Annotated in this window: 24 protein-coding genes and 1 tRNA gene; 8 read left to right on the plus strand and 17 right to left on the minus strand. The window is 63.8% G+C overall.

All coding sequences use genetic code 11. The features are described from left to right. Window positions 1-15: 15 nt before the first annotated feature. The 10 genes from CK489_RS30535 to rpoZ all read right to left on the minus strand — a co-directional run bounded on the left by CK489_RS30535 (window position 16) and on the right by rpoZ (window position 8,542). Window positions 16-273 (minus strand): hypothetical protein, encoded by a 258-nt coding sequence (locus tag CK489_RS30535; RefSeq protein WP_050627415.1) that lies wholly within the window; start codon window positions 271-273, stop codon window positions 16-18. A 91-nt stretch (window positions 274-364) separates the two neighbouring features. After that, window positions 365-1,114 (minus strand): DNA repair protein RecO, encoded by a 750-nt coding sequence (recO, locus tag CK489_RS30540; protein WP_095734953.1) that lies wholly within the window; start codon window positions 1,112-1,114, stop codon window positions 365-367. Window positions 1,115-1,208: 94 nt separating this feature from the next. Then, window positions 1,209-1,589, minus strand: coding sequence for a cyclin family protein (locus CK489_RS30545; protein WP_050627417.1), 381 nt, complete (start codon window positions 1,587-1,589; stop codon window positions 1,209-1,211). A 12-nt stretch (window positions 1,590-1,601) separates the two neighbouring features. After that, window positions 1,602-2,525 carry a GTPase Era gene (era, locus tag CK489_RS30550; protein WP_050627418.1) on the minus strand — a complete coding sequence of 308 codons (924 nt, stop codon included), beginning with the start codon at window positions 2,523-2,525 and terminating at the stop codon, window positions 1,602-1,604. Further along, window positions 2,518-3,339: a ribonuclease III gene (rnc, locus tag CK489_RS30555; RefSeq protein ID WP_050627419.1), complete on the minus strand. Its 822-nt coding sequence runs from the start codon at window positions 3,337-3,339 to the stop codon at window positions 2,518-2,520. Before rnc ends, era begins: the two co-directional genes overlap by 8 nt. Beyond that, entirely contained in the window at window positions 3,336-4,097 is a 762-nt protein-coding gene (gene lepB, locus CK489_RS30560) for a signal peptidase I (RefSeq protein ID WP_050627420.1), read from the minus strand. Before lepB ends, rnc begins: the two co-directional genes overlap by 4 nt. 284 nt (window positions 4,098-4,381) lie before the next feature. Next, window positions 4,382-4,798, minus strand: coding sequence for a holo-ACP synthase (gene acpS / locus CK489_RS30565; protein WP_050627421.1), 417 nt, complete (start codon window positions 4,796-4,798; stop codon window positions 4,382-4,384). Then, window positions 4,795-5,556, minus strand: a complete 762-nt coding sequence (locus CK489_RS30570; RefSeq protein WP_050627422.1) for a pyridoxine 5'-phosphate synthase — start codon at window positions 5,554-5,556, stop codon at window positions 4,795-4,797. The genes acpS and CK489_RS30570 overlap by 4 nt, the downstream gene beginning before the upstream one ends. Window positions 5,557-5,641: 85 nt before the next feature. Then, complete coding sequence (locus CK489_RS30575; RefSeq protein ID WP_095734954.1) at window positions 5,642-7,933, minus strand: RelA/SpoT family protein; 2,292 nt, start codon at window positions 7,931-7,933, stop codon at window positions 5,642-5,644. Window positions 7,934-8,149: 216 nt separating this feature from the next. Further along, window positions 8,150-8,542: a DNA-directed RNA polymerase subunit omega gene (gene rpoZ, locus CK489_RS30580; RefSeq protein WP_016844003.1), complete on the minus strand. Its 393-nt coding sequence runs from the start codon at window positions 8,540-8,542 to the stop codon at window positions 8,150-8,152. A 360-nt stretch (window positions 8,543-8,902) separates the two neighbouring features. Here rpoZ and CK489_RS30585 point away from each other — a divergent pair, with 360 nt between their 5' ends. Both CK489_RS30585 and CK489_RS30590 read left to right on the plus strand, forming a co-directional pair. After that, window positions 8,903-9,535, plus strand: coding sequence for a LabA-like NYN domain-containing protein (locus CK489_RS30585; RefSeq protein ID WP_016844002.1), 633 nt, complete (start codon window positions 8,903-8,905; stop codon window positions 9,533-9,535). Beyond that, on the plus strand, window positions 9,516-10,175 hold the full coding sequence (locus CK489_RS30590; RefSeq protein WP_050627423.1) for a uracil-DNA glycosylase: 660 nt from the start codon (window positions 9,516-9,518) through the stop codon (window positions 10,173-10,175). Before CK489_RS30585 ends, CK489_RS30590 begins: the two co-directional genes overlap by 20 nt. A 215-nt stretch (window positions 10,176-10,390) precedes the next feature. Here the strand turns inward: CK489_RS30590 and CK489_RS30595 are convergent, their stop codons facing one another. The 4 genes from CK489_RS30595 to dapA are packed head-to-tail and all read right to left on the minus strand — an operon-like array spanning window position 10,391 to window position 12,848. Continuing rightward, window positions 10,391-10,966, minus strand: coding sequence for a peroxiredoxin (locus CK489_RS30595; protein WP_095734955.1), 576 nt, complete (start codon window positions 10,964-10,966; stop codon window positions 10,391-10,393). Window positions 10,967-11,009: 43 nt separating this feature from the next. After that, a complete protein-coding gene (gene smpB / locus CK489_RS30600) occupies window positions 11,010-11,483 on the minus strand; it encodes an SsrA-binding protein SmpB (protein WP_050627425.1) in 474 nt (157 codons plus the stop codon). A gap of 1 nt (window position 11,484) precedes the next feature. After that, window positions 11,485-11,898: a large conductance mechanosensitive channel protein MscL gene (gene mscL, locus CK489_RS30605; protein WP_050627484.1), complete on the minus strand. Its 414-nt coding sequence runs from the start codon at window positions 11,896-11,898 to the stop codon at window positions 11,485-11,487. A gap of 59 nt (window positions 11,899-11,957) precedes the next feature. Beyond that, the gene (gene dapA / locus CK489_RS30610) at window positions 11,958-12,848 is read right to left on the minus strand and encodes a 4-hydroxy-tetrahydrodipicolinate synthase (RefSeq protein WP_095734956.1); all 891 of its coding nucleotides are present in this window, start codon (window positions 12,846-12,848) and stop codon (window positions 11,958-11,960) included. A gap of 391 nt (window positions 12,849-13,239) precedes the next feature. On the opposite strand from dapA, the gene CK489_RS30615 reads away from it, so the two are divergent. The 5 genes from CK489_RS30615 (at window position 13,240) to CK489_RS30635 (ending at window position 17,883) form a co-directional block, all read left to right on the plus strand. Next, complete coding sequence (locus tag CK489_RS30615; protein ID WP_095735190.1) at window positions 13,240-15,666, plus strand: transglycosylase SLT domain-containing protein; 2,427 nt, start codon at window positions 13,240-13,242, stop codon at window positions 15,664-15,666. Window positions 15,667-15,915: 249 nt separating this feature from the next. After that, window positions 15,916-16,008: transfer RNA gene (locus tag CK489_RS30620), tRNA-Ser, on the plus strand. A gap of 196 nt (window positions 16,009-16,204) precedes the next feature. After that, on the plus strand, window positions 16,205-16,486 hold the full coding sequence (locus tag CK489_RS30625; RefSeq protein ID WP_095734957.1) for a hypothetical protein: 282 nt from the start codon (window positions 16,205-16,207) through the stop codon (window positions 16,484-16,486). A gap of 300 nt (window positions 16,487-16,786) precedes the next feature. Then, window positions 16,787-17,440 (plus strand): hypothetical protein, encoded by a 654-nt coding sequence (locus tag CK489_RS30630; RefSeq protein ID WP_245350552.1) that lies wholly within the window; start codon window positions 16,787-16,789, stop codon window positions 17,438-17,440. 161 nt (window positions 17,441-17,601) lie between these two features. Beyond that, complete coding sequence (locus tag CK489_RS30635) at window positions 17,602-17,883, plus strand: hypothetical protein (protein ID WP_050627428.1); 282 nt, start codon at window positions 17,602-17,604, stop codon at window positions 17,881-17,883. Window positions 17,884-18,359: 476 nt separating this feature from the next. On the opposite strand, the gene CK489_RS30645 is transcribed toward CK489_RS30635, so the two are convergent. The 3 genes from CK489_RS30645 to CK489_RS30655 form a co-directional block, all read right to left on the minus strand. Then, entirely contained in the window at window positions 18,360-18,596 is a 237-nt protein-coding gene (locus CK489_RS30645) for a hypothetical protein (protein ID WP_095734960.1), read from the minus strand. Window positions 18,597-18,749: 153 nt separating this feature from the next. Then, window positions 18,750-20,597, minus strand: coding sequence for a YncE family protein (locus CK489_RS30650; RefSeq protein WP_050627430.1), 1,848 nt, complete (start codon window positions 20,595-20,597; stop codon window positions 18,750-18,752). Between the two features lie 260 nt (window positions 20,598-20,857). After that, on the minus strand, window positions 20,858-21,763 hold the full coding sequence (locus CK489_RS30655) for a DMT family transporter (protein WP_095734961.1): 906 nt from the start codon (window positions 21,761-21,763) through the stop codon (window positions 20,858-20,860). Window positions 21,764-21,874: 111 nt separating this feature from the next. Here CK489_RS30655 and CK489_RS30660 point away from each other — a divergent pair, with 111 nt between their 5' ends. Continuing rightward, window positions 21,875-22,648: an AraC family transcriptional regulator gene (locus tag CK489_RS30660; protein WP_245350553.1), complete on the plus strand. Its 774-nt coding sequence runs from the start codon at window positions 21,875-21,877 to the stop codon at window positions 22,646-22,648. The last annotated feature ends 8 nt before the right edge of the window (window positions 22,649-22,656 follow it).

The raw sequence follows: 22,656 nt of genomic DNA on the forward strand, positions 1-22,656 counted from the left end.
ACCTGATTCGCGCAATTATTGCGCGGTCTGGTTGGCCGTCCGCACGGTCCTCACCGGCGCTTCCTTGAGGCAATGGCGGGCGGTATCGATCTCGGCGTCGGTTGCGCCATGGGCTCTCGCCCAGCTTTCGGCCGCGGCGGCCGAATATCGCGCGACGTAATAGCGAACCACGGTGCAGGAGACGCGTCGCAGGACGCTCCCCTGCTCGCCGGCATTGGCGTCCGGCGCCAGCGTCAGCAACGCCGCCGAAATGACAATTCCCCGCAGAAACATCGGTCGCCCTTCGATGGAACCACGGTGCGGAACGCGCCAGGAGGCGATTTCGTTCCCTGCTGCATGACAGGGGCGCGGGAATGTCAGCGCTTCATGTCCCGGCCAGTCGGCTTCGCCGTCTGGCCACGGCGTTGATGAACCCGTCGCGGGCGTCGGAATGGCCCTGGCCGCGGGGCTCCAGCACGTGGCGGAGCAGGAACAGGCCCGTGATCGCAAAGCCGTCGCGCAGATCCTGCTCCGACCAGCTGTTGGCGCCTCCCTCGCCTTCGCGCAGGAACGCCGGCAACGGCAACAGCCGGTCGCGCCACGGCTCGCCCGCGGCCCGCGACACCGCGCCGCCGGACTTCGGCGACACATAGATCAGGTCGGTGGTCTCCCCGGTGGCCGCGCAGTTCTCCAGATCGAGCCCGAAGCCGAGCTCGGTCAGCATCGCGAGCTCGAACCGGATCAGGTGCACGGCGGCAACGCCCGCGTCGTCGAAATCGTCGAGCGTCCCCTCCAGCATCGCGTAGATGTCTTCATGCGGATCGCGCTCCGGCAGCAGCCGGGCCAGCGCAGCCAGATGCGTGACGCCGTAGACGGCATGCGACGAGGCAAGCAGCGTCGCCGCCCGCAGCCGCGTCCCCTCCAGCGTGTACATGCCGAGATGCTCGTCGAGCCGCGCCCGCCAGACCGCGGTGACGCTGTTGCCGGGCTGCAGCAGCGGCCGCATCCGCGAACTGGCACCGCCGCGCACGAGGCCGAGATGGCGGCCATGCTCGCGCGTCAGGAGCTCGACGATGGCGGAGGATTCGCCATGCCGCCGCACGCCCAGCACGATGCCTTCGTCGGTCCACTCCATGTGTGAAGTCTAGCAGGATTCCGAAGATGCGCGCAGCGGCCAGACGCGACATCCAGAGCGAAGCGAAGCGCAAGCCCGGGATAACGACGAGCCCCTACGCGTTGAACCAGCCCTGGGCGTCGCCGGTGAAGGAATAATACAGCCCGGCCGTGGTCAGGATGCACGACACCACCTCGATGGCGCTGTCCAGCTCCAGGCCTCTGTCGCCGATCACCTGGGCCAATGACAGCACCGATATCACCAGCATCGCGGCCAGCACCCAGCGCGGCCAGTTCTTGCGGTGCTGCGCGGCGAGCCGGACGAAATACACCAGCAGCAGGATCATGCAGCCGGCCGTCAGGGTCTCGCCCGTGATCATCTGCTCGGTTCTCTCGAGGGTCGGCGTGCGGTCCTGGAACGCGACCGACAACGCGTCGAGCGTCAGCGACAGATAGAGCAGCACCTCAAACCACAGCACGTTCCTGGGCACGTTCATTGCGACCGGTTCTTATTCCTTGGGGAAGTCCAGTCCCATTTCCTTGTAACGGTCGGGATCGTCGCCCCAGTTCTCGCGCACCTTGACGAACAGGAACAAATGCACCGGCACGCCCATGATCTCGGCAATCTCGGCGCGGGCCTGCGCGCCGATCGACTTGATGGTGGCGCCGCCCTTGCCGAGCACGATCTTGCGCTGACTCTCGCGCTCGACGAAGATCGTCTGCTCGATCCGGATCGACTTGTCCTTGCGGTCGGTCCAGCTGTCGGTCTCGACCGTCGACTGATACGGCAATTCCTGATGCAGGTGGCTGTAGATCTTCTCGCGGGTGATCTCGGCCGCCAGATGCCGCATCGGCGCATCCGACATCTGGTCCTCGGGATAGTGGAATGGCCCGGCGGGCACCATCTTGGCCAGCGTCTGGCGCAGATCGTCGACGCCATCGCCCGACAGCGCCGAGATCATGAAGGTGTGCTCGAAGCGCATCCGCTCGTTGGCGGCCTGCGCCAGCGCCAGCAGCTTCTCGCGCTGCACGAGGTCGACCTTGTTCAGCACCAGGATCTTCGGATGCGCGACGGTCTCGAGCTTGGCCAGGATCGCGTTGGCCTCCTCGTCGATGCCCGACTTGGCGTCGAGCAGCACGCAGACCAGATCGGCGTCATGGGCGCCGCTCCAGGCGGTCGACACCATGGCGCGGTCGAGCCGGCGCCGCGGGGCGAAGATGCCGGGGGTGTCGACCAGGATGATCTGCGCGTTGCCCTCGATCACGATGCCGCGGATCAGCGCGCGCGTGGTCTGCACCTTGCGCGACACGATGGTGACCTTGGAGCCCACCAGCGCGTTGACCAGCGTCGACTTGCCGACATTGGGGGCGCCGATCAGCGCGACGAAGCCACAGCGCGTCGCGTCCCCCTGCCCTTTGGCTTCGTCAGTCATTGGTACCGACGCCTTCACGCTCGATCATCGCGGATGCTGCTGCCTTCTCTGCCGCGCGCTTGTTGCCGCCAAGGCCCTCGGCGGAGGCGAGGCCCGGCAAGTCGACTGCAACGCGGAATTGCGGATCGTGGTGCGGGCCGGTGCGTTCGACCTCGCGATAAACCGGTGTAGGCAATCCCTTGCCCTGCGCCCATTCCTGCAACACGGTCTTGGGATCGCGCAGCGGCCGGCGCAGCTTGTGCATGCGCTCGGTCCAGTTGCGCTCGACGAACTGGCGCGCGGCTTCGTAGCCACCGTCGAGGAAGATCGCCCCGATCACCGCCTCGCAGATGTCGCCGAGCACGGACTTGCGCAGCCGCGCGCCCTCGACCGCCTTCACCATGCCGAGCTTGATGTCCTCGAGCAGCCCGAGCGACTTGGCGACGTCGGCGCAGCTCTCCTTGCGCACGAGGTCCGCGAGCCGCTTCGACAATTCACCCTCGTCGGCCTTCGGGAACGCCCGGAACAGCATGTCCGACACGATCAGCCCGAGCACGTGGTCGCCGAGGAATTCCAGCCGCTGGTAGCTGTCGGCGCGGTTGCGAGTGGCGGGCTTCAGCGCGGAGACGTGGGTGAACGCGGTGGTCAGCAGCGCGGCGTCCGAGAACGTATAGCCGATACGCGCCTCGGTGCCGGCGATCGCCGCCTTCTCTTCAGCCGCCTTCGCAGCCTTGCTGCGCCGCTTCTTCGGCGCGGCTGTGCTTTCGGCGGCAGGCGTCGGGCTCGGCTCGCCGGTCGGCGCTTGATCGTTGATGGCTGCGGTATCGTCGTTCATCGCACGATGGAGAATAGGCGATTCCACCGCACCGCGAACGGCCAGCGCCAGACCATCCAGGCCTGCTCACCCTCGGCGATCGAGAAGAAGATCATCTGGGCCCGCCCGATGATGTTCTCGAACGGCACGTAGCCGACCTGCGACAGGAAGCGGCTGTCGGTGGAGTTGTCGCGGTTGTCGCCCATCATGAAGAAATGCCCGGGCGGAACGGTGTAGACGATGGTGTTGTCCATGTAGCTGTTGTCGGTGCAGTCCAGCGTCTCGTAGCTGACGCCGTTCGGCAGCGTTTCCTTCCAGCGCTTGACCCGGGCGGTGGCATCCGCCGAGCCACAGGGGTCCTCGCCGACGAAATCGCTCAGCCGCTCGCGCTTGATCGGCTCATCGTTGATGTAGAGCAGCCCGCCCCTCACCTCGATGCGGTCGCCCGGCAGGCCGATGACGCGCTTGATGTAGTCGGTGGAGTCATCGCGCGGCAGGCGAAACACCACGATGTCGCCGCGGTTCGGCTCCGAGCCGAAGATGCGGCCCGAGAAAATGTTCGGCGAGAACGGGATCGAATAGTGGCTGTAGCCATACGAATATTTCGAGACGAACAGATAGTCGCCGACCAGCAGCGTCGCCTTCATCGACCCGGAGGGGATGTTGAACGGCTGGAACAGGAACGTGCGGATGACAAGCGCGATCAGAAGGGCATGGATGACGACGCGGATGGTTTCGCCCAAGCCGCTCTCAGATTTGGTCCCGGTGGTCGCGCTCATTGCTTTCCCAATTCCCGCAGGCCCTGATGCCCACGCGGTGGCAGAACGTTCTCTCCACGCGAGGCGTTCGCCCCCCGCGTGAGGAAAATGGCCTTGATTCTGATCTTGAGGGCAAATTCCGGCGTAAACCCGAAATCCGCGTCTCGCTCGATATACCCTGCGGCGTTTTAGACGGTTGTTCGCAGGGGCGCAATCAATCGCCGCCTCAAAACTTCGCAATTCATTGAAATGTCAATGATTTTTTAGTTTGCTGAAGTTTTCTGGCAGATTCCGGCGCCGCGCGCTCATCTGGCCGGGGCAACCGCCGAAATTATGACGAAGGCCTGCGCCAGCGGCCAGTCGTCGGTGATCGAAAGGTCGATCTGCGCCTGCATGCCCTCGGGCGTCAGTTCCTGGAGCCGGGCCAGCGCGCCGCCGGTCAGGTGCATGGACGGCCGCCCTCCCGGCAGGTTCACCACCCCCATGTCCTTCCACCACACCCCGCGCCGGATACCGGTGCCGAGCGCCTTGGAGCAGGCCTCCTTGGCGGCGAAGCGCTTGGCGTAGGTTGCGACCACCATCTTCTCGCTGTTGGCGCGGCGCAGCGCCTTGGCACGTTCGGCGTCGGTGAAGATGCGGTCGAGGAATCGCTCGCCATGGCGCTCGATCACCTTCGCGATCCGGGTGATGTCGATCAGGTCGGAGCCGATGCCGATGATCATGCGCCGGCCTTGCCGCGGCCGCGGTCCATCGCCGCACGCATCTCGCGCACCGTCTCCGCAATACCGACGAACAGCGCCTCGCCCATCATGAAATAGCCGATGTTGAGCTCGCGGATTTCCGGCAGCGCGGAGATCGTCTCCGCGGTCTCATAATCGAGCCCGTGGCCGGCATGGACCTCGAGCCCCGCCGCCTGCGCGAGCCTTGCGCCGGCGACGATGCGCGTCCATTCGGCCTCCGCCTTGTCCTTGTGGCCGTCGACCACGGCATCGCACCAGCCGCCGGTGTGGATCTCGATCACGGGCGCCTTCAGCTTGGCCGCCATCTCGATCTGCCTGGGATCGGCGGCGATGAACAGCGAGACCCGGATGCCCGCGTCATTGAGCCGCGCGATGAACGGCGCCAGCGCATTGTGCTGGCCGACCACGTCGAGGCCGCCTTCGGTGGTGAGTTCCTGGCGCCGTTCCGGCACCAGGCAGACCGCGTGCGGCTTGGTCGCGAGCGAGATACGCAGCATGTCGTCGGTCGCCGCCATCTCGAAATTCAGCGGCTTGGAAATCTCGGCCTTGAGCCGCGCCATGTCCTCGTCGCGGATATGACGGCGGTCCTCGCGCAGATGCGCGGTGATGCCGTCGGCGCCGGCCGCGATCGCGGCAAGCGCCAGCCGCACCGGATCGGGCCGCGCCCCGCCTCGTGCATTGCGCAGCGTCGCGACGTGATCGACATTGATACCAAGACGGAGCGGAGCAGCCTTTGACATTTCACTAACCTGCAATTCTAGCCTGTCATGCGCGGGCGCAACCGTTCAAAGGACGCCGTCGCGTCCGCTCGCCGGCGCATCCATCCTACCCATTGACGCGCTCGACCTTTGCGACAACGGCCTTGGCGCGCAACTGCGCGATGATAGCGAGGAGATGCTTGAGGTCATAGACCTCAAGATCGATGGTCAGCTCCGTGAAGTCAGGCGACTGGCGCGACATGTGGATGTTGTCGATATTGCCGTCGTGCTCGGCGATCACGGTCGCGATCTGGGCGAGGCTGCCGGGTTCGTTGACATTGTGGATCAGGATGCGCGCCGGGAAGCGCTGCGGCATGGTCTCGTCGATGTCCCAGCGCACGTCGAGCCAGCGCTCCGGCTCCTCCTCGAAATCCTTCAGCGCCGGCGACTGGATCGGGTAGATCGTGATCCCCTCGCCCGGCGTCACGATGCCGACGATCCGGTCACCCGGCACGGCGCCGCCGTTCGGCGCGAACTTCACCGGCAGATCGGAATTGATGCCGCGCACCGGGATCACCGAAGCGGCGCGCGCCGGGTGCGGCGGGGTCTGCGTCTTCAGCTTGGCGGCGAGCCCCTTCTTGGCACCGTAGCGCACCAGCCGCTCTTCCTTGTAGTCGGGATACATCGCGCGCGCGACGTCGGAAGCCTTGATCTCGCCGCGTCCGACCGAGGCCATCACCTCCTCGATCGAGGTGCGCGCGAGCCGGGGCAATGCACCCTTCAGCTTGTCGTCGGCATATTCGATCTTGGCGCGGGCAAACAGGCGGTCGACGATGCGGCGGCCGAGGCCGGCATACTGGTCGCGCACGGCGTCGCGGGTGGCACGCCGGATCGCGGCGCGCGCCTTGCCGGTGCGGGCGAGCGCCTCCCAGGCCGACGGCGGCGCCGACTGCGCCTTCGAGGTCAAGACCTCGACCTCGTCGCCGTTCTGCAACTCGGACGACAGCGGCGCGAACTTGCCGTTGATCTTGCAGCCGACCGCGCTGTTGCCGACGCCGGTGTGCACGGCATAGGCGAAATCGATCACGTTGGCGTTGCGCGGCAGCGCGATCAGCTTGCCCTTTGGCGTGAAGCAGAACACCTGGTCGTGGAACAGCTCGAGCTTGGTGTGCTCGAGGAATTCCTCCGGATTGCTGCTTTCGGAAAGGATGCCGATGGTGTGTCGCAGCCAGGCGAAGGCGTTGGACTCGTGCTTCAGCCGCTCATGCGGCGAGCCCGCGCCTTCCTTGTAGAAGGCATGCGCGGCAATGCCGAACTCGGCGATCTGGTTCATCTCCTCGGTGCGGATCTGCAATTCGACGCGCTGCTTGCCCGGCCCGATCACGGTGGTGTGGATCGACCGATAGTCGTTCTGCTTCGGGGTCGAGATGTAGTCCTTGAAACGGCCCGGCACGACCGGCCAGGTGGTGTGGACGATGCCGAGCGCGCGGTAGCAGGCGCCGACATCGTCGAGGATGACGCGGAAGCCGTAGATGTCGGACAGCTGCTCGAAGCCGACCGACTTGCGCTCCATCTTGGTCCAGATCGAAAACGGCTGCTTGCGGCGGCCGAACACCCGCGCCGTGATGCCGTTCTTCTGCAGGTTCTTGGAGAGCTGGGTTTCGATCTCGCCGATCAGGTTGCGGTTGCGCTCGGCCAGTGAATCGAGCCGCTGCTTCACCACCGCATAAGCCTCGGGATCGAGCACGAAGAACGACAGGTCCTCCAGCTCCTCGCGCATCTCCTGCATACCCATGCGGCCGGCCAGCGGCGCATAGATGTCCAGCGTCTCCTCGGCGATGCGGCGGCGCGAGGCCGGCGGCATGAACTCCATGGTCCGCATGTTGTGGAGGCGGTCGGCGAGCTTGATCAGCAGCACGCGAACGTCGTCGGCGATCGCCAGCAGCAGCTTGCGCAGATTCTCGGCCTGCTTGGCCTCGCGCGACACCAGTTCCAGCCGCTTCAGTTTGGTCAGGCCCTCGACCAGCGCGCCGATCTCGTGGCCGAACACGTGGTCGATCTCGGCCCGCGTCGCCTCGGTGTCCTCGATCGTGTCGTGCAGCAGCGCCGCCACGATCGTGGCATCGTCGAGCTTGAGATTGGTGAGGATCGCCGCGACCTCGAGCGGGTGCGAGAAATAGGGATCGCCGGAGGCACGCGTCTGCGTCCCGTGCGCCTTCATGGCGTAGACATAGGCGCGGTTGAGCAGGTCCTCGTTGGTGTCGGGGTTATAAGAACGGACGCGTTCGACGAGGTCATATTGTCGCATCATGCGCGTCCGCGGCTTGGCCGGCCTCTCCGCCGTGGACGACGCCGGCGCCACCGCGACCGTTTCGGTTGCAGCCTGCATCTGGATGGAACTGCGGCGTCGATACGCCATGAACTCGCTGCCTCTCGCGGGACCCGATCGTCCCTTCTTGCTCAATCTAGTGCGCTTTCGAGTGAAGCTGCACCCCGCGCGGGCCCTGGAACCATTCAATTTCCCGCGCCCGCATAGGACGCACCGTAACAGCAAAATTGTCAACAAAAGCAAAGGCCCGGAGCGATGTCCGGGCCTTTTTCAAATCGGTACGAAACCGGGAGCTGAACGACGAGCTTACTCGTCTTCCTCGGGCTGCTCTTCCGGGGGCGCGAGGCCCTCGAGGCCCTTCAGCAGTTCTTCCTCGGTCATGCGCTCGACCGCGACCTCGGTGTCGTCGGCATCGACGCTGGCGCCGGCGGAACCGATCAGCGGCACAGTGTCCGGCTCGGGCTCGTCCACCTCGACGAACTTCTGGAGGGAGTGTACCAGTTCCTCCTTCAGGTCTTCCGGCGAGATCGTCGAATCGGCGATCTCGCGCAACGAGACGACCGGGTTTTTGTCGTTGTCGCGATCAACCGTGAGTTGCGACCCCGACGAGATCATCCGGGCGCGATGTGCGGCCAACAGGACGAGGTCGAAACGATTGTCGACCTTATCAATGCAATCTTCGACGGTGACGCGAGCCATCTCGAGGCGCTCCGTGGTAAAAGGGACCGAACATGTAGGTTATGAGGGTTAGTTATAGGGCTAGCCCCAGTTTCGCAAGGTAAAATTTGTGATTTGCCTTCCCAACAGGCTCTGATAACCCGGTCTGCCGGGGCCAGAAGGGCCGGAGCGTCTGACGACATGGCTAGGTTGCTGTCCCGGACAAGTAAATCTCTTCATTGCAATGTCAAAAGTCTAGGCTTTTTGCCCTCGCCTCACCATAATTGCGGTGGTGATTGTCGTGGGGAAAGATTCACTGAACTTTAGACAGCAACGCTGGAAATTGCGCGCGGTTGATCGCCGTTGCGCTAAGAACACTAACAACTACGCGAGAACACTTTGATGTCGTCACCTGTTTCCAACAAGATCGCGCTCTTCATCGATGGAGCCAATCTTTACGCAACCGCAAAGACGCTCGGCTTCGACATCGACTACAAGCGCCTCCTCAAGGAATTCCAGAGTCGTGGCACACTGCTGCGGGCATTCTACTACACGGCGATCATCGAGGATCAGGAGTATTCGTCGATCCGTCCGTTGATCGACTGGCTCGACTACAACGGCTACACCGTCGTCACCAAGGCGACCAAGGAATTCATCGACGCCAGCGGCCGCCGCAAGGTGAAGGGCAATATGGACATCGAGCTCGCCGTCGATGCCATGGAACTTGCCGAGCACATCGACCAGATGATCCTGTTTTCCGGCGATGGCGACTTCCGCTCGCTGGTCGAGGCCGTGCAGCGCCGCGGCGTTCGTGTCACCGTGATCTCCACCATTGCCAGCCAGCCGCCGATGATCGCCGACGAGCTGCGCCGCCAGGCCGACGTCTTCACCGACCTCGTCGAGCTGCAATCCAAGCTTGGCCGCGATCCGTCCGAACGCCCGGCCCCGCGCGAACCACGTCACCACTCCCCGCAATTCCTGCAGCGCGCGACCACCATGGCCCCACGGGGAGCCGATGACGATTTCGACGAGTAACCTCGTCGCCGCACCGCAGCGTCCCGACAGCAACTGTCAGCTCTGCCCAAGGTTGGCGGGCTTCCGCGCAGAGACCCGAGCGCGCCAACCGGACTGGTTCAACTCGCCGGTGGAATCGTTCGGTGATCCGAATGCGCGGCTCCTGATCGTCGGGCTCGCGCCGGGGATGCAGGGCGCCAACCGGACCGGCCGCCCCTTCACCGGCGACTATGCCGGCGACCTGCTCTACGCCACCCTGCTCGAATACGGCTTCGCCAGCGGCGTCTATCAGGCGCGCCCGGACGACGGCATGAAGCTGGTTGACGCCCGGATCAGCAACGCGGTGCGCTGCGTGCCGCCGCAGAACAAGCCGCTGCCGGCCGAGATCAACACCTGCCGGCAGTTCCTCAGCGCCACCATCGCTGCGATGCCGAACGTTCGCGCCATCGTGCTGCTGGGGCGCATCGCCCACGAATCGACCCTGAAGGCACTGGGGGTTCGCTTGGCCGCGGCGCCGTTTGTGCATGGTGCCGTGCATAGCATCGGCAAGTACAAGCTCTACGACAGCTACCACTGCTCGCGCTACAACACGAACACCGGCGTGCTGACAACCGACATGTTCCGCAAGGTGTTCGCGACCGTGCGCAAGGAACTCGGCTAGCGCCTGCTCCGGCATCCGCTTCGCGAAACCGCTATCCGAAGCCCGCAAATGCAGCGGGACAGACGCGCACGACTTTCGGAATAATAGAAAACTACCCCTGAGTTGCCCGACGTGTCAAGTTGCCTGGCCGAACGCCGGCCGCCGCCGGCTGCTTTGCATGGGGTTGTTTTCGAGATTTTAGCAGCGCTCCCTGCGACGGCCGCTCCAGCTAGTCCTTACCGCGGATTGTCCTTCAGCCATTCCAGCACGTCGCTCGCGTTCCGGTCGGGCGGAAACACCGGATAGAACACGTGCGTGATGCGCGCATCGTCGATCACAAGCGCGAGCCGCTTGATCAGGGTCAGGCCCGCCACCGACATCGTCGGCAACTTCAGCGCGTGCGTGAGTTCGAGCGCTTCGTCCGACAGCACCGGGAACGGCAAATGCAGGCGCGACGCCATCTCGATCTGATAGTCATTGCTTTGGGTCGACAGTCCGAACACCTGGGCGGCACCGGCCGCCTTCAGGTCGGCGAACAGGTCGCGGAAGGCGCAGGTCTGCGGCGTACAGCCACGGGCGCCGGGGATCATGTCCCAATCGTCGACCAGCCCGATCTTGCCGGGCTCGCCGGTTCGCGGATAGGCGAACACCACGGTGCGGCCCGCAAGCGCCGACAGCGTCACGGACGTGTCGTTGGTCGCTCGCAACGTCACAGGCGGAATCGTCATGCCGGAAAGGTGCGCCGCGCCACCATCGTCCTTCGGCGCCGGGATCTTGCTCCAGTCGACGTCGGTGAGGCTGCCTTGGCTCATCGGCCCATCTCCATCCGTCGTCATCGCAATGACGACTTGAACGCTACCCCCGCGCCCGCATCAGGCGGCCCTTTTCGCGGGACCAGTCACGCTTCTTCTCGCTCTCGCGCTTGTCGTGCAGCTTCTTGCCCTTGGCGACCGCGAGCAGCAGTTTGGCACGGCCGCGCTCGTTGAAGTACAGTTTTAGCGGAATGAGCGTCATGCCCTCGCGGTCGACCGCCCCGAGCAGCTTGTTGATCTGCTTGCGATGCAGCAGCAGCTTTCGCGGCCGCTTCGGCTCGTGGTTGAAGCGGTTGGCCTGGAGATATTCCGGGATGTTGGCGTTGATCAGCCAGATCTCACCGTTCTTGGAATCCGCATAGGATTCCGCAATCGTGCTCTTGCCGCTGCGGATCGACTTCACCTCGGTGCCGGTCAGCGAAATGCCGGCCTCGATGGTGTCCTCGATGGCGTAGTTGAAGCGGGCCTTTCGGTTTTCGGCGACAACCTTGATTGGGCGTTCGTTCTTGTCGGCCACTTTAGCTCTTCTTGAGGAGGTCGCGGATTTCCGTCAGCAGCACGACCTCGGCGGACGGCTTCGGCGGCTCGGCGGGCGCAGCCGCCTCCTTGCGCTTGAACTGGTTCATGGAGCGAATGACCATGAACAGCACGAACGCGACGATGATGAAATTCACGATCAGTGTGATGAAGCTGCCGTAAGCCAGCACCGCGCCCTGCTTCTTGGCATCGGCGAGGTTGGTGGCGACCACGTTCTTGGAGAGCGGGATGAAATAGTTGGAGAAGTCGAGACCGCCCAGCATGCCGACGATCGGCATGATGATGTCGTTGACCAATGACGTGACGATGCCGCCGAAGGCCGCACCGATGATCACGCCGACGGCGAGGTCGACGACATTGCCTTTCATGGCGAAATCGCGGAATTCCTTCAGCATCCCCATTCCCTTCTGTTCGACATTGCGCACGGCATTGTTTACGGCAGCACCGTCCCGGCTCAGTTGATCAGTCCGGCATGCACCATGGCGCTGCGGACGGCCTGGCGGGTGGATTCGGTGACCGGCACCATCGGCAGGCGCAGCTTCTCCTCGAGCTTGCCGAGCAGCGACATCGCATACTTCACCGGCGCCGGATTGCTCTCGATGAACAGGTTGGTATGCAGCGGCATCAGCTTGTCGTGGATCTTCAACGCGGTGGCGACGTCGCCCTTCTGCCAGGCGGTCTGGAACTCGGAGCACAGCCGCGGCGCGACGTTCGAGGTGACCGAGATGCAGCCATGGCCGCCATGCGCCATGTAGCCGATGATGGTCGCGTCCTCGCCGGACAGCTGGTTGAAGTCCTCGCCCATCGCGGCGCGCTGCTGCGAGACCCGCACCATGCTGGCGGTCGCGTCCTTGACGCCGGCGATGTTCTTCAGCTCGAACAGCCGCTTCATGGTGTCGACCGACATGTCGATCACCGAGCGCGGCGGGATGTTGTAGATGATGATCGGAATGCCGATCGCATCGTTGATCGCCTTGAAGTGCTGGTACATGCCTTCCTGGGTCGGCTTATTGTAGTAGGGCGTCACCACCAGCACCGCGTTGGCGCCGGCCTTCTCGGCATGCTCGGCGAGCTCGATCGCCTCCTTGGTCGAATTCGACCCGGCGCCGGCGATCACCGGCACCCGGCCCTTGGCCTCCTCGATGCACCACTCGACCACGCGCTTGTGCTCGTCGTGGCTCAGCGTCGGGCTCTCACCCGTGGTGCCGACCGGCACCAGGCCGTGCGTGCCCTCGGCGATCTGCCAGTTCACAAGGCCGCGGAACGCCGCCTCATCGACCGAGCCGTTTTTGAAGGGCGTCACCAAGGCAGTGAATGATCCCCGGAATTTTGTCTTGGCTGCCATGGACTTCCTCCAAACGCTTCAGGCTAAAGGCTAGGTCGACGGACCCTTGTTGTTGTCGTGCTTTACGTCCGTGCAACCGGCACCCGGTTGATGCGAAACGCCATGAAAGGCAATTCATATCGGGTCTGGCCGACAGGCGAAAGGGCCGTACCGTACCTATTCCCAACGGTAATCCGCGGCGCGCGAAACCGCTTCCAGCCGCGATTTTGCCGTTGTGCTGGCGCAAACAGCCGCACCGGCAGGCTTCTTAGTATTTTGTCTACGTTTTCAATCAAATAAGAACCCATGGCCCAAACGACCAGATGATTCGGGGCCGCAGAGGACTTCTGTGATCCGTTCCGTTCGCGCAGGCACATTGCGGTCGACGGCGCTGGCGACGAGCCTGGCGCTCATGATCGGCCTTGCCTCCATCACGCCCGATGCCCGGGCCGCCGAGGATGCTCCAGCCGCAAAGCCGGCTGCGCAAGACACAGCTTCAAAGACCACAGCGCCGAAGACCACGGCTTCCAAGGCGGCTGCACCCAAGACCGGCGACGCCAAGAAGGGCGAAACCAAGCACGGCGCAGCCAAGACGGACACCACTAAGACGACTTCTTCCAAGTCCGGCGCGGCCAAGAGCGACGGTGCCAAGACCGGCGGCAAGGCCGCGGCTTCCAAGGCCACGGCTTCCAAGAGCGACACTCACAAGGCAGCGGCTCCGAAGACCACCGAGTCCAAGAGCACGGCGCCCAAGACCACAGCATCCAAGACCACAGCATCCAAGCCGGCCACTCCTGCTGCAACAGGAAGTCTGCCGACCAACAAGCCGGCCCCCGCCCGCACTGCAGCCCCCGCGCTGGTTCCGGCAACCCGCCAGCATGCCGCGCCGATCGCGCGCAAGCCGGTGCTGCCTGCGGCGGTGGCCGCGACATCGTCGACGTCGCAGTCGGACAAGGAAGCGCTCGCCAGCGTCGTCGAGCTGTTGCGCAAGCGCAGGCCCTCCGACGCGACCGAGGCCGAGGCTTCGATCTCCGATCCGGTGGCGCGCAAGCTTGCCGAATGGCTGATCCTGCGCAGCGAGGACAATGGCGCCTCGGTCGAGCGCTACCGCGCCTTCCTCGATGCCAATCCGAGTTGGCCCTCGCAGACCTTCCTGCGCCGCCGCATCGAGGCCTCGCTATGGGACGACCATCGCGACGACTCGACGGTCTGGGCCTGGTTCCAGAATGAATCGCCGGTCTCGGCCAAGGGCCGGCTTGCACTCGCCAAGGTCATGCTCGGACGCGGCGACCGCGGCAACGCCGAGCGCCTGGTCCGCGAAGCCTGGCGCAATGACGGGATGAGCGAGGAGACTGAAACCACCGCGCTCGAAATGTTTGGCTCGTTCCTGACCGCCGCCGACCACAAGGCGCGCATGGATACGATGCTCTACGGCACCGACAACGAGGCAGCCGGCATCCGCGAGGCCAAGCGCCTCGGCTCCGGCTATCTGGCGCTCGCCAGGGCGCGCATCGCCGCCAACCGCAAGGGCTCGAACCTGCGCGCGCTGCTCGAAGCGGTGCCGAGCGAACTGTCCGGCGACACCGGCTATCTGTTCGCCAAGATCCAGCTGCTCCGCCGCGAGGAGAAGTTCACGGACGCCGCGCGGCTGATGCTGAGCGCGCCGAAGGACCCCGCGCGGCTCTACAATGCCGACGAATGGTGGGTCGAGCGCCGCCTGCTGGCGCGCAAGATGATCGACGTCAACGAGTTTCGTACCGCCTATCTGATCGCGCGCGACGCGGCGCTGCCGGCCCGCGACATCTACAAAACCGAGCAGGAGTTCACCTCGGGCTGGATCGCGCTGCGCTTCCTCAACGATCCCGCCCTCGCCTCCCAGCATTTCGCGCGGATCGGCGTCGGCAGCACCAACCCGACGGCGCTCGCGCGTGCCGGCTATTGGCAGGGCCGCGCCGCGGAAGCCGCCGGCCGCGGCCAGGAGGCGCGCGCGGCCTATGCACGCGCGGCCGAGCAATCCACCAGCTATTACGGCCAGCTCGCCCGCGCAAAACTCGGCCTGCCGCAGATCGAGCTGAACAGCGCGCCGCGCGGCCGCGGCGCCGACCGGCTGGAAATCGTGCGTGCGGTCGGACTGCTCTATGAAATCGACGCGCGCGAGCTCGCGATCCCGATCTTCGGCGACATGGGCGATAATGGCGATCCGGAAGCGCTGGCCGGTCTCGGCGAGCTCACCGCACGCCATGGCGATGCGCGCGGCATGCTGCTGATGGGCAAGTCGGCGCTCAACCGCGGGCTGCCGTTCGACCACTATGCTTATCCGGTGAACGGCATTCCGTCGTTCCGCCAGGTCGGGCCGGAAGTCGAACAGAGCGTCGTCTACGCGATCGCGCGCCAGGAAAGCGCGTTCAATCCGGCCGTGGTGTCGCCGGCGCAGGCCTACGGCCTGATGCAGGTGACGCCGGACGCCGGGCGCTATGTATGCAAGCGCGCCGGCATCGGCTTCGACCTCAACCGGATGAAGACCGACCCGGTCTACAATGCGATGCTCGGCGCGGCCGAGCTCGGCGGCCTGCTCGAGGACTATCGCGGCTCCTACATCCTGACCTTCGCCGCCTACAATGCCGGCCGCGGCAGCGTGAAGAAGTGGATCGAGCGCTACGGCGACCCGCGCGACCCCAAGGTCGACGCGGTCGACTGGGTCGAGCTGATTCCGTTCTCGGAGACGCGGAACTACGTCCAGCGGATCATGGAGAACCTGCAGGTCTACCGCGCCCGCTTCGGCGGCGGCACCAGGTTGCAGATCGAGGCCGACCTGCACCGCGGCACCAGCGCGGAGTGAGCCAGCGCGGCCGGTTTTCAACAGCCTTGCGACCGGCAGCATGCAGGCTCCGCTAAATTCAACCTAACCCATTGTTATGTCTTCGATTTATTCCACTCAGGCGGACCTACACCGCCAAATCGCGGCTCTATATAGAGGCTCTGCGCCCGCTCCGGGCTGACTGGCGGCCGAGTTGCCCCTAAATCACCTTGTCGCAATCTGAATCTGCCGCTTGCGGCTCAGCGCCCAGTCGGGCATATCGGCGCGACCGGAGAGGTGGCCGAGTGGCTGAAGGCAACGCTTTGCTAAAGCGTCATACGGTCTCAAGCTGTATCGAGGGTTCGAATCCCTCCCTCTCCGCCAGCCACACAACCGGCTGCCCAACGACGGTGTCCAAGTATCTCCGTGGAGAAATGCGGGCTTCGGCCCGCCGGGTGTGAGCCGGCAGTCACCTCCGCGTGAATGAAACATCATTCCCGGCGCCGCGAAGCGAGCACGCAACAAATCGCGCCCAGCATCGCCGCACTGTTTTTCACCTGAACATTTCCGGGGTAAAGCCATGCAGCACGACGATGGCATTCAATTCCAGGATCTCGACCAGGTTTTGCGTAACGCCCAGCTTCGGCGCTCCGCCGACTTGAGCCCGCTGCTGGGACAGCGCTTCGCATCCAAGGCAGGCAGGTTCCTCATCGCAACTTCGCTGGCTTGCATGGTTGTTGTGCTGGCGATCATTGCTGCTCCACGGCAAGTCTCCAGCGCTGCGCTTGGCAGCGAGTGGCAATGCAGCAAGGCGGCGTTTGTATTGACGACCTGTCGTCAATACGGCTCTGCGCGCTCGTAGCAAGCGGCCGCTTCCTTCAGGGAACGTCGCCCGTGAAACCACGAGCCCTGCAGCTCCGTAGCTGGAGCGCCGGCCCATTTCTTCCATTTTGGTCCTACGGGCCGGCTGGGGCCGTTCGGTCTTTCCCAGTCTCGGACGGCCTCATCTTTGAGTAACGCCCAGGTGGAAAGCAGCAGGCTTCCCCTCGGGTCGATTATTTGGCATCAAATCGTCACGGAGCCTGTACGAAGAAGCCACCGGCTAGCGAGATCGGGCTGAAGGCGAAGAAACAAGATGGATGGCCGAACTTGCAGTCTCAGGTTGGCGGTCTGCTGCGCGCTGGCGATCGTCCTGCCTGCTGCGCAGACGCCGCCAAAGCTGCATTCACGGGACGAGTGGCGCGTCGTTGACAAGGAATGTCGCGATGTCTTGCCTGCGCAGGCAAAGATACGTGCGTGCCTCAACCTGCTGAGCGATCAACGGCTCTCGACCGCCTACCTTGCGCCGATCAACGGCGAGATATCGAGCACGTTCCAGAGCTTGCGGGACTACGACAACGCCATCAAGTACAAAAAGATCGAGATCGAGCGCGCGAACAGCGCGGCGAAGCAACCTTCATCGTCGGACGAAGCACTGCCTGCAAGTTTTGGCGCGATGTCTCTGCGTTACATGGAGCTCGGATCACTCCAGTCGCTCAATCGCCTCGCCAACTTCAACAGCCAGTCGGATGAGGCCCGCCGGGTGGCCAGTGAGGAGCAGAACAACTACAATCTGGCGCTCTCGTACAACCCGATGAACTACAGGGCCTATCGATACCGGGCTGAAATTCACAGCCTGTTCTGCGACAGCGCATCCGCCGCGCAAGACATGGACGCCGCGGTCAGGTTTGCCGAGCAGACCGGAGATCAGGATGCGGCCCGCGACTACAAGCGCGCCAGGCTCGGCGCCTGCATTCCGGCGTGGCGGAAAGACTAGTCTACGGCCCGTCAGACCGACGCCACCCGGCAGCGACTCCCGTGCCAGACCCAACCGTATTGTTACGGGGCCGCGATTGGCAGGCTATTTGCGATGCATCCGTCAATGGTTCGACGCCGGCTGTTCCCGGTGTGCCGAACTCAGACATTCGGAGCACGCACATGAACATGCACCATCGTTATGAGACAGTTCGCGGACGCGCCGGACGGGAGTCGACGATCAGCAAGATGCTGTCCGATCTTGTCCTCGCTTGCCGGCAGATCGAAACCGACATCGCGACCGAAGAGGCGCGCGCGGGAATTCATGACCGCTCGGACGCCAGGTACCCGATTTTGGCAAGGTCGCTCAATGAGCGGTACGCCAATCTCAAGGGGACCATCGCCACGCTCGAGCAGCGTGTCACCGGGAGTTCTCAGCACATGCCGGTCACCGACGCAGCATAGCCGATCATTTGACTGCGTCCTGCTCGACGGAGAAGGTATCCCACCATCTCCGCCGGCCGGGCGGCACCGAGTCTTGGAAACGAAGGGGCCCGCTGCAAGCAGGCCCCTGTTTCCTTACTGGATCCCGATGCACTGCCGCTTACCGTCATTGGGGCAGTAGAAGCAGGCCTTCGAAGAGCAACCCGACAAGTCTCCAGCCTTGTTCAGGGTGTAGTTGCACCCTGCGGTTCTGTCGCACGCCTTCACGACTGCTCCGATCGGGGCGGCAGACGCGGACTGACCGAACATGAACAGAGCAATCGCAGTTGCAACGGCGAAGCTCAGTGTAATTGAACGCATGATTTACCCTCCTCCACATTGGGCCGACACACCATTGCATCGCCCTAGCCGGAACTCTCGTCGAACTGTTCCTCAACCGATGTGAGGCGGGTCACTCAGGCCTTCAGCTGGATGCGTCGGTGCAGCGCTGACCGACGTCAGCCGCTGCCGCGGGTCGATGGATCGAGATTCCTGTTCTCGCCCGGCGGGATCGGCCCGAAGCCTGGATAGACGTAACGCTCCGGCGGCACGACCTGTTCGCTTGGATGGAAGATGAGGTGCTGTCGCACGCGCCGGTGATGCCCGGTTGCGGCGTCAGCCGCACTGCACAGGGTCACGAGGGGCAGCATCAAGGCCAGGGAAATAGGTAACGAAATTCGGAAGGCAACACGCATGGCGATCACTCCGTTTCCGCGAACAAGTGATCGCGGACCGCGGCACCCTATTCTCGTCCGACCTTTCACACGGGATCAAAACCACGAGATCAGCAAGGTATCGCCTGCGAGTGATCACGCGCAGCTCCTGCGAGCCGGCAGTGCGAGCGATGTCTAATGATTTGCCTTAGCCGGGCGAGCCGGTGTCCATTCCGCCCAGTACTTCAGGAGCGGGATCGCACTTCCAACCCAACCTCCCGCCATCTTAGCCTCTTCCTCCTGATCCAGCATGCCGCCGGCAGCAGAGAGTTCGCCGATCGAATAGCGCCGCGATGGACACAGGATTTCACTCGCTTGCGCCCAGCAGTCCCACTCGCCAATCGTGACGCCTCCGAGCGCACCCGTCTTGCGGTTATAGAGAATTGCATTAGGTGATGAATTGGAGACGATGACAAGCCAATTTGGATCGCTGGCTATGCCGGTCGCGTAGAACGGCCACTCGCCGCCGAACAGGTCTCCGCGGCCAGGCATCATCAGCAGCGTGCCATCGCTCGCCGCCAACGCACCATAGGCAGCACGCACCGTCTTATCGAACATCTGGTAGCTCGGCGCATCGAACCGGACGGATCCGTGCGAGGCAACGAAGGGATATCGAAACCTCGATTGATCAGCGATGTATTTCCATCGCGGCAACCCGAACTCGAAAGACGTCGTAGCCGCGTTGCCGATGGCGACGATCCTGTCCTGGTAAGTTGACAAGACATAAGCTGCGTCTTTGTCCCGATAGGCGCAGAACGGCGCCGACAGATTGGCAAACGTCGGACCGTTCGCGCCGTATATGTCCTTCAACTGAAGGCCCTTCGTCATCGTGAAAACGACGCCGGCCATTGGATCCGAACCTATCAGATCGCCCGAGCTCTCGTCTTCGTTGATGCAAGTGGCGAATTGAATCGATTCAGTGCCGATATTCGCAATCCTGGCGAGCTCTTGCCCGGTTTCAATTGACAGCTTGACGATGCTCCCCTGGCCCGAGGCGAAGACCTCTTCTCCGATGATCGTGATGCCGTGAGAGGCCAGCAGATCCCGCTTCCAGCGCGGAACCCATTTATCATCCACTCGTTCGAACATGGAGACCACGTTGCCGTCGTAGTCCGCCACGCCCATAAATCGACCTCCTCGCGAAATCGCCACTCCCTCCGCGCCCTTGATTCCGATATCCGCAATGCGCTCGGTGACCCGAAGCCTCGCACCGGTCGCGGTATGCTCAAGCTGCGCGACGATGATGTCGCCTCCGGCGTAGTTCGCGATGAAGATCCGATCATAGAAGGCCGAGTAGAACACGGCCGTCGGATTCCAGACGGGGAGCTCGAGGTCGATCTCGAGCGGGACCGCGGTGCGCTGATCCTGGTCAAACAGATAAACGTCCCGATAATTGGCGATGAGAAACTCTCGCGCTGAGATTTTCGTCATGGAGACCGGCGTCATCGGTCCATCTTCGCTCTTGAGCAGCGAAACGCGAATTGAGTTGCCCTGCAGATCGGGCGCGGGCCGACCGCGCTTCTGCCGATCGATCGCCACACCAAGGTCCGCCCGTAGCCTCTTTGCGGTCTCCTCGAGCTGACTTGCAGTCTGCTCCAGCCTGTTTGCAGCCTCCCCCTGCTTGCCTGCGGTCTGCTCCTGCTTGCTAGCAATCTGTTCTTGCCGACTTGCAGTCTGCTCAAGCCTGCCCGCGGCCTGCTCCTGCCTGCCCACAGCCTGCTCTTGCCTGCTTGCAGCTTGCTCCTGTCTGCCCACAGCTTGCTCTTGCCTGCCTGCAGCCTGCTCCTGCTTGCTTGCAATCTGCTCTTGCTTGCTCGCGGTCTGCTCCTGCGCGTCCAGGCGGTTGATGATCATAGCCGTGCGTTGACCGCTGAACAGCAGCGTCTCCGTCAGGAGATTCGCGGCGGTTCTGATCTTGTGCGCGAACAAAACCAGGACGATCGCGCCAACCAGAAGCGTGCCATATGCGATCTTCTTGTTCATGCCTCGCTCGAGACGACCACCGATGAAACCAGGAAACCCTCACGACTCGAAGTGAGAAGCTAGATATCCTTTAGTTTGATCGCGCTCGACGCAGAGCTCATCATCCAAGCGAGCTATGGGCACGCCGATTCGTCGGTGATCGAACATCAATCAGCAATGATTAGAAACATTCCCGCGTCTGGAACCGGTGAGTTGGGCCGGCACGATCAGTCATTGCTGTGACGATCGGTCACATCGACGGGAGAATCGTTCCATCGCGCTCAAGCACGCTCCGCTCGCAACAGCGGTCGGGGAAACGCCTGTGCGCAGGCGACACCGAGCAACGCTAGGCCGCCGCCGATGACATGGAATGACCTCACCGGCTCGCCCAGCATCACGATCGCGGCCGCGGCGGTCAGCACTGGCAGCAGGTTCATGAAAATCGCGCAGCGGTTCGGACCGAGCTGGGCGACACCGCGAATCCACAGGAACGGCAGCACCACCGACGCCAGCCCACCGGCATAGACGATCAGCGGCCACGTCTCGGCGTTGATCTGACGTAGCGGCGCCGGCGTCGCAAGGAAGGCGGGAAACATCACGGCCAGCGCGCACAGCGCCTGCATGTAGGTGGACTGCCAGCCGGTGATCGGCAGATTCCAGCGCTTCAGCAGCACGCCGTACAGCGCGTAGACGATCGCGGCCAGCAGCATCAGGGCGTCGCCCGCATGCACGCCGTTTTGCAGCAACGACGACAAGTCGCCGCCGCTGACGAGATAGACGAGGCCCGCAAACGACAGGGGAGCGCCGCAAATCATGCCGAGCGTCGGCCGCTCGCCGAGCAGCGCTGCACTGAGGCCGACGGTCAGGAGCGGCGTCAGCGCGGTGAAGACAGCCATGTTGGTCGCAGTCGTGGTCTCCGCCGCCAGATACGACAGGCTCTGGAACAGGCACATCGCCAGGAAGCCGAGGATCGCGAGCGGCCCGAGATGGGGCCAGATCGCGCCGCGATCGCGCCAGGCGGCGCGCGCCACGAACGGAGACATCAGGAGGACCGCGACCAACAGACGATAGAAGGTGATCGCCTGCGGACCGATGGTGTGCGCCGACAGACGGGAGACGATGACGTTGCCCGCCCACAGCACGATGGCAACGAAGGGATAGAGAAGTGCGGCATTCTTCTTGAGCATGACCTGACGGAGCGTTGGTGAAGGAGACTCCAGCAACTACCCGTCGCGCCGTGGTCCGTCTCACGCTAGAATGACCGCACCTAGCGAGATTGGGACATGCGAGATTAAGACGTGTTGGACGAGCTCATCACACGGCACCTCGACTATCACGCCACGGCCCGGCCGATGGCGGCGATGGAGATCGACTACCCGAGCGGCGCGTCGACCGGCCTGCATGCGCACCCGCGCGGCCAGCTGCTCTACGCGATCGAAGGCGTGATGATCGTCCGCTGCGCCGAGGGCACCTGGGTGGTGCCGCCCAATCGCGCGGTGTGGCTGGTGGCCGATCTCGAGCACGAGGTCCGCATGTGCGGCGCGGTCAAGATCCGCACCGTGTTCGTCGACGCCGCCGTGGCGCCCAACCTGCCGCAGACCAGCTGCGTGTTCACGGTCTCGCCGCTGCTGCGCGAATTGTTCGTCGCCGCGATGCGAGTGCCGCTGGACTATGCGCCCGGGACTTCAGACGAGCGCCTGATGCGGGTGCTGCTCGATCAGCTGCGCGAAGTCGACGTGCTGCCGCTGCACCTGCCGATGCCGCGCGACCAAAGGCTCGCACGGATCTGCGCGGCGCTGCTGGCTCGTCCGGACGATGCCTCGACCGCCGAGCAGTGGGCACGCCGCTTGAGGTTGACGTCGAAGACGATCCACCGTCTGTTCGCCAGGGAAACCGGCATGACGTTCGGCGAATGGCGTCAGCAGGCGCGCCTGCTGTTCGCGCTTGAACGGCTCGCACGCGGCGCGCGGGTGGTCGATGTCGCGCTCGATGCCGGCTATGCCAGCCAGAGCGCCTTCACTGCGATGTTCCGCAGGCATTTTGGCGTACCGCCCAACGCGTTCTATCGGTAGGGCATCGG

Origin of the sequence: Bradyrhizobium sp. UFLA03-84 (assembly GCF_002289535.1) — a bacterium.
Taxonomy (GTDB): Bacteria; Pseudomonadota; Alphaproteobacteria; order Rhizobiales; family Xanthobacteraceae; genus Bradyrhizobium; species Bradyrhizobium viridifuturi.

What these genes read in the sequence shown, in the direction of transcription:
- rpoZ (WP_016844003.1), bottom strand. Translation starts at nt 8,542, where the DNA reads ATGGCTCGCGTCACCGTCGAAGATTGCATTGATAAGGTCGACAATCGT.
- CK489_RS30590 (WP_050627423.1), top strand. Translation starts at nt 9,516, where the DNA reads ATGACGATTTCGACGAGTAACCTCGTCGCCGCACCGCAGCGTCCCGAC.
- dapA (WP_095734956.1), bottom strand. Translation starts at nt 12,848, where the DNA reads ATGGCAGCCAAGACAAAATTCCGGGGATCATTCACTGCCTTGGTGACG.
- CK489_RS30650 (WP_050627430.1), bottom strand. Translation starts at nt 20,597, where the DNA reads ATGAACAAGAAGATCGCATATGGCACGCTTCTGGTTGGCGCGATCGTC.
- CK489_RS30570 (WP_050627422.1), bottom strand. Translation starts at nt 5,556, where the DNA reads ATGTCAAAGGCTGCTCCGCTCCGTCTTGGTATCAATGTCGATCACGTC.
- CK489_RS30635 (WP_050627428.1), top strand. Translation starts at nt 17,602, where the DNA reads ATGAACATGCACCATCGTTATGAGACAGTTCGCGGACGCGCCGGACGG.
- CK489_RS30585 (WP_016844002.1), top strand. Translation starts at nt 8,903, where the DNA reads ATGTCGTCACCTGTTTCCAACAAGATCGCGCTCTTCATCGATGGAGCC.
- CK489_RS30615 (WP_095735190.1), top strand. Translation starts at nt 13,240, where the DNA reads ATGATCGGCCTTGCCTCCATCACGCCCGATGCCCGGGCCGCCGAGGAT.
- recO (WP_095734953.1), bottom strand. Translation starts at nt 1,114, where the DNA reads ATGGAGTGGACCGACGAAGGCATCGTGCTGGGCGTGCGGCGGCATGGC.
- lepB (WP_050627420.1), bottom strand. Translation starts at nt 4,097, where the DNA reads ATGAGCGCGACCACCGGGACCAAATCTGAGAGCGGCTTGGGCGAAACC.
- CK489_RS30645 (WP_095734960.1), bottom strand. Translation starts at nt 18,596, where the DNA reads ATGCGTGTTGCCTTCCGAATTTCGTTACCTATTTCCCTGGCCTTGATG.
- CK489_RS30595 (WP_095734955.1), bottom strand. Translation starts at nt 10,966, where the DNA reads ATGAGCCAAGGCAGCCTCACCGACGTCGACTGGAGCAAGATCCCGGCG.
- acpS (WP_050627421.1), bottom strand. Translation starts at nt 4,798, where the DNA reads ATGATCATCGGCATCGGCTCCGACCTGATCGACATCACCCGGATCGCG.
- CK489_RS30625 (WP_095734957.1), top strand. Translation starts at nt 16,205, where the DNA reads ATGCAGCACGACGATGGCATTCAATTCCAGGATCTCGACCAGGTTTTG.
- CK489_RS30535 (WP_050627415.1), bottom strand. Translation starts at nt 273, where the DNA reads ATGTTTCTGCGGGGAATTGTCATTTCGGCGGCGTTGCTGACGCTGGCG.
- CK489_RS30545 (WP_050627417.1), bottom strand. Translation starts at nt 1,589, where the DNA reads ATGAACGTGCCCAGGAACGTGCTGTGGTTTGAGGTGCTGCTCTATCTG.
- CK489_RS30655 (WP_095734961.1), bottom strand. Translation starts at nt 21,763, where the DNA reads ATGCTCAAGAAGAATGCCGCACTTCTCTATCCCTTCGTTGCCATCGTG.
- mscL (WP_050627484.1), bottom strand. Translation starts at nt 11,898, where the DNA reads ATGCTGAAGGAATTCCGCGATTTCGCCATGAAAGGCAATGTCGTCGAC.
- era (WP_050627418.1), bottom strand. Translation starts at nt 2,525, where the DNA reads ATGACTGACGAAGCCAAAGGGCAGGGGGACGCGACGCGCTGTGGCTTC.
- rnc (WP_050627419.1), bottom strand. Translation starts at nt 3,339, where the DNA reads ATGAACGACGATACCGCAGCCATCAACGATCAAGCGCCGACCGGCGAG.
- CK489_RS30575 (WP_095734954.1), bottom strand. Translation starts at nt 7,933, where the DNA reads ATGGCGTATCGACGCCGCAGTTCCATCCAGATGCAGGCTGCAACCGAA.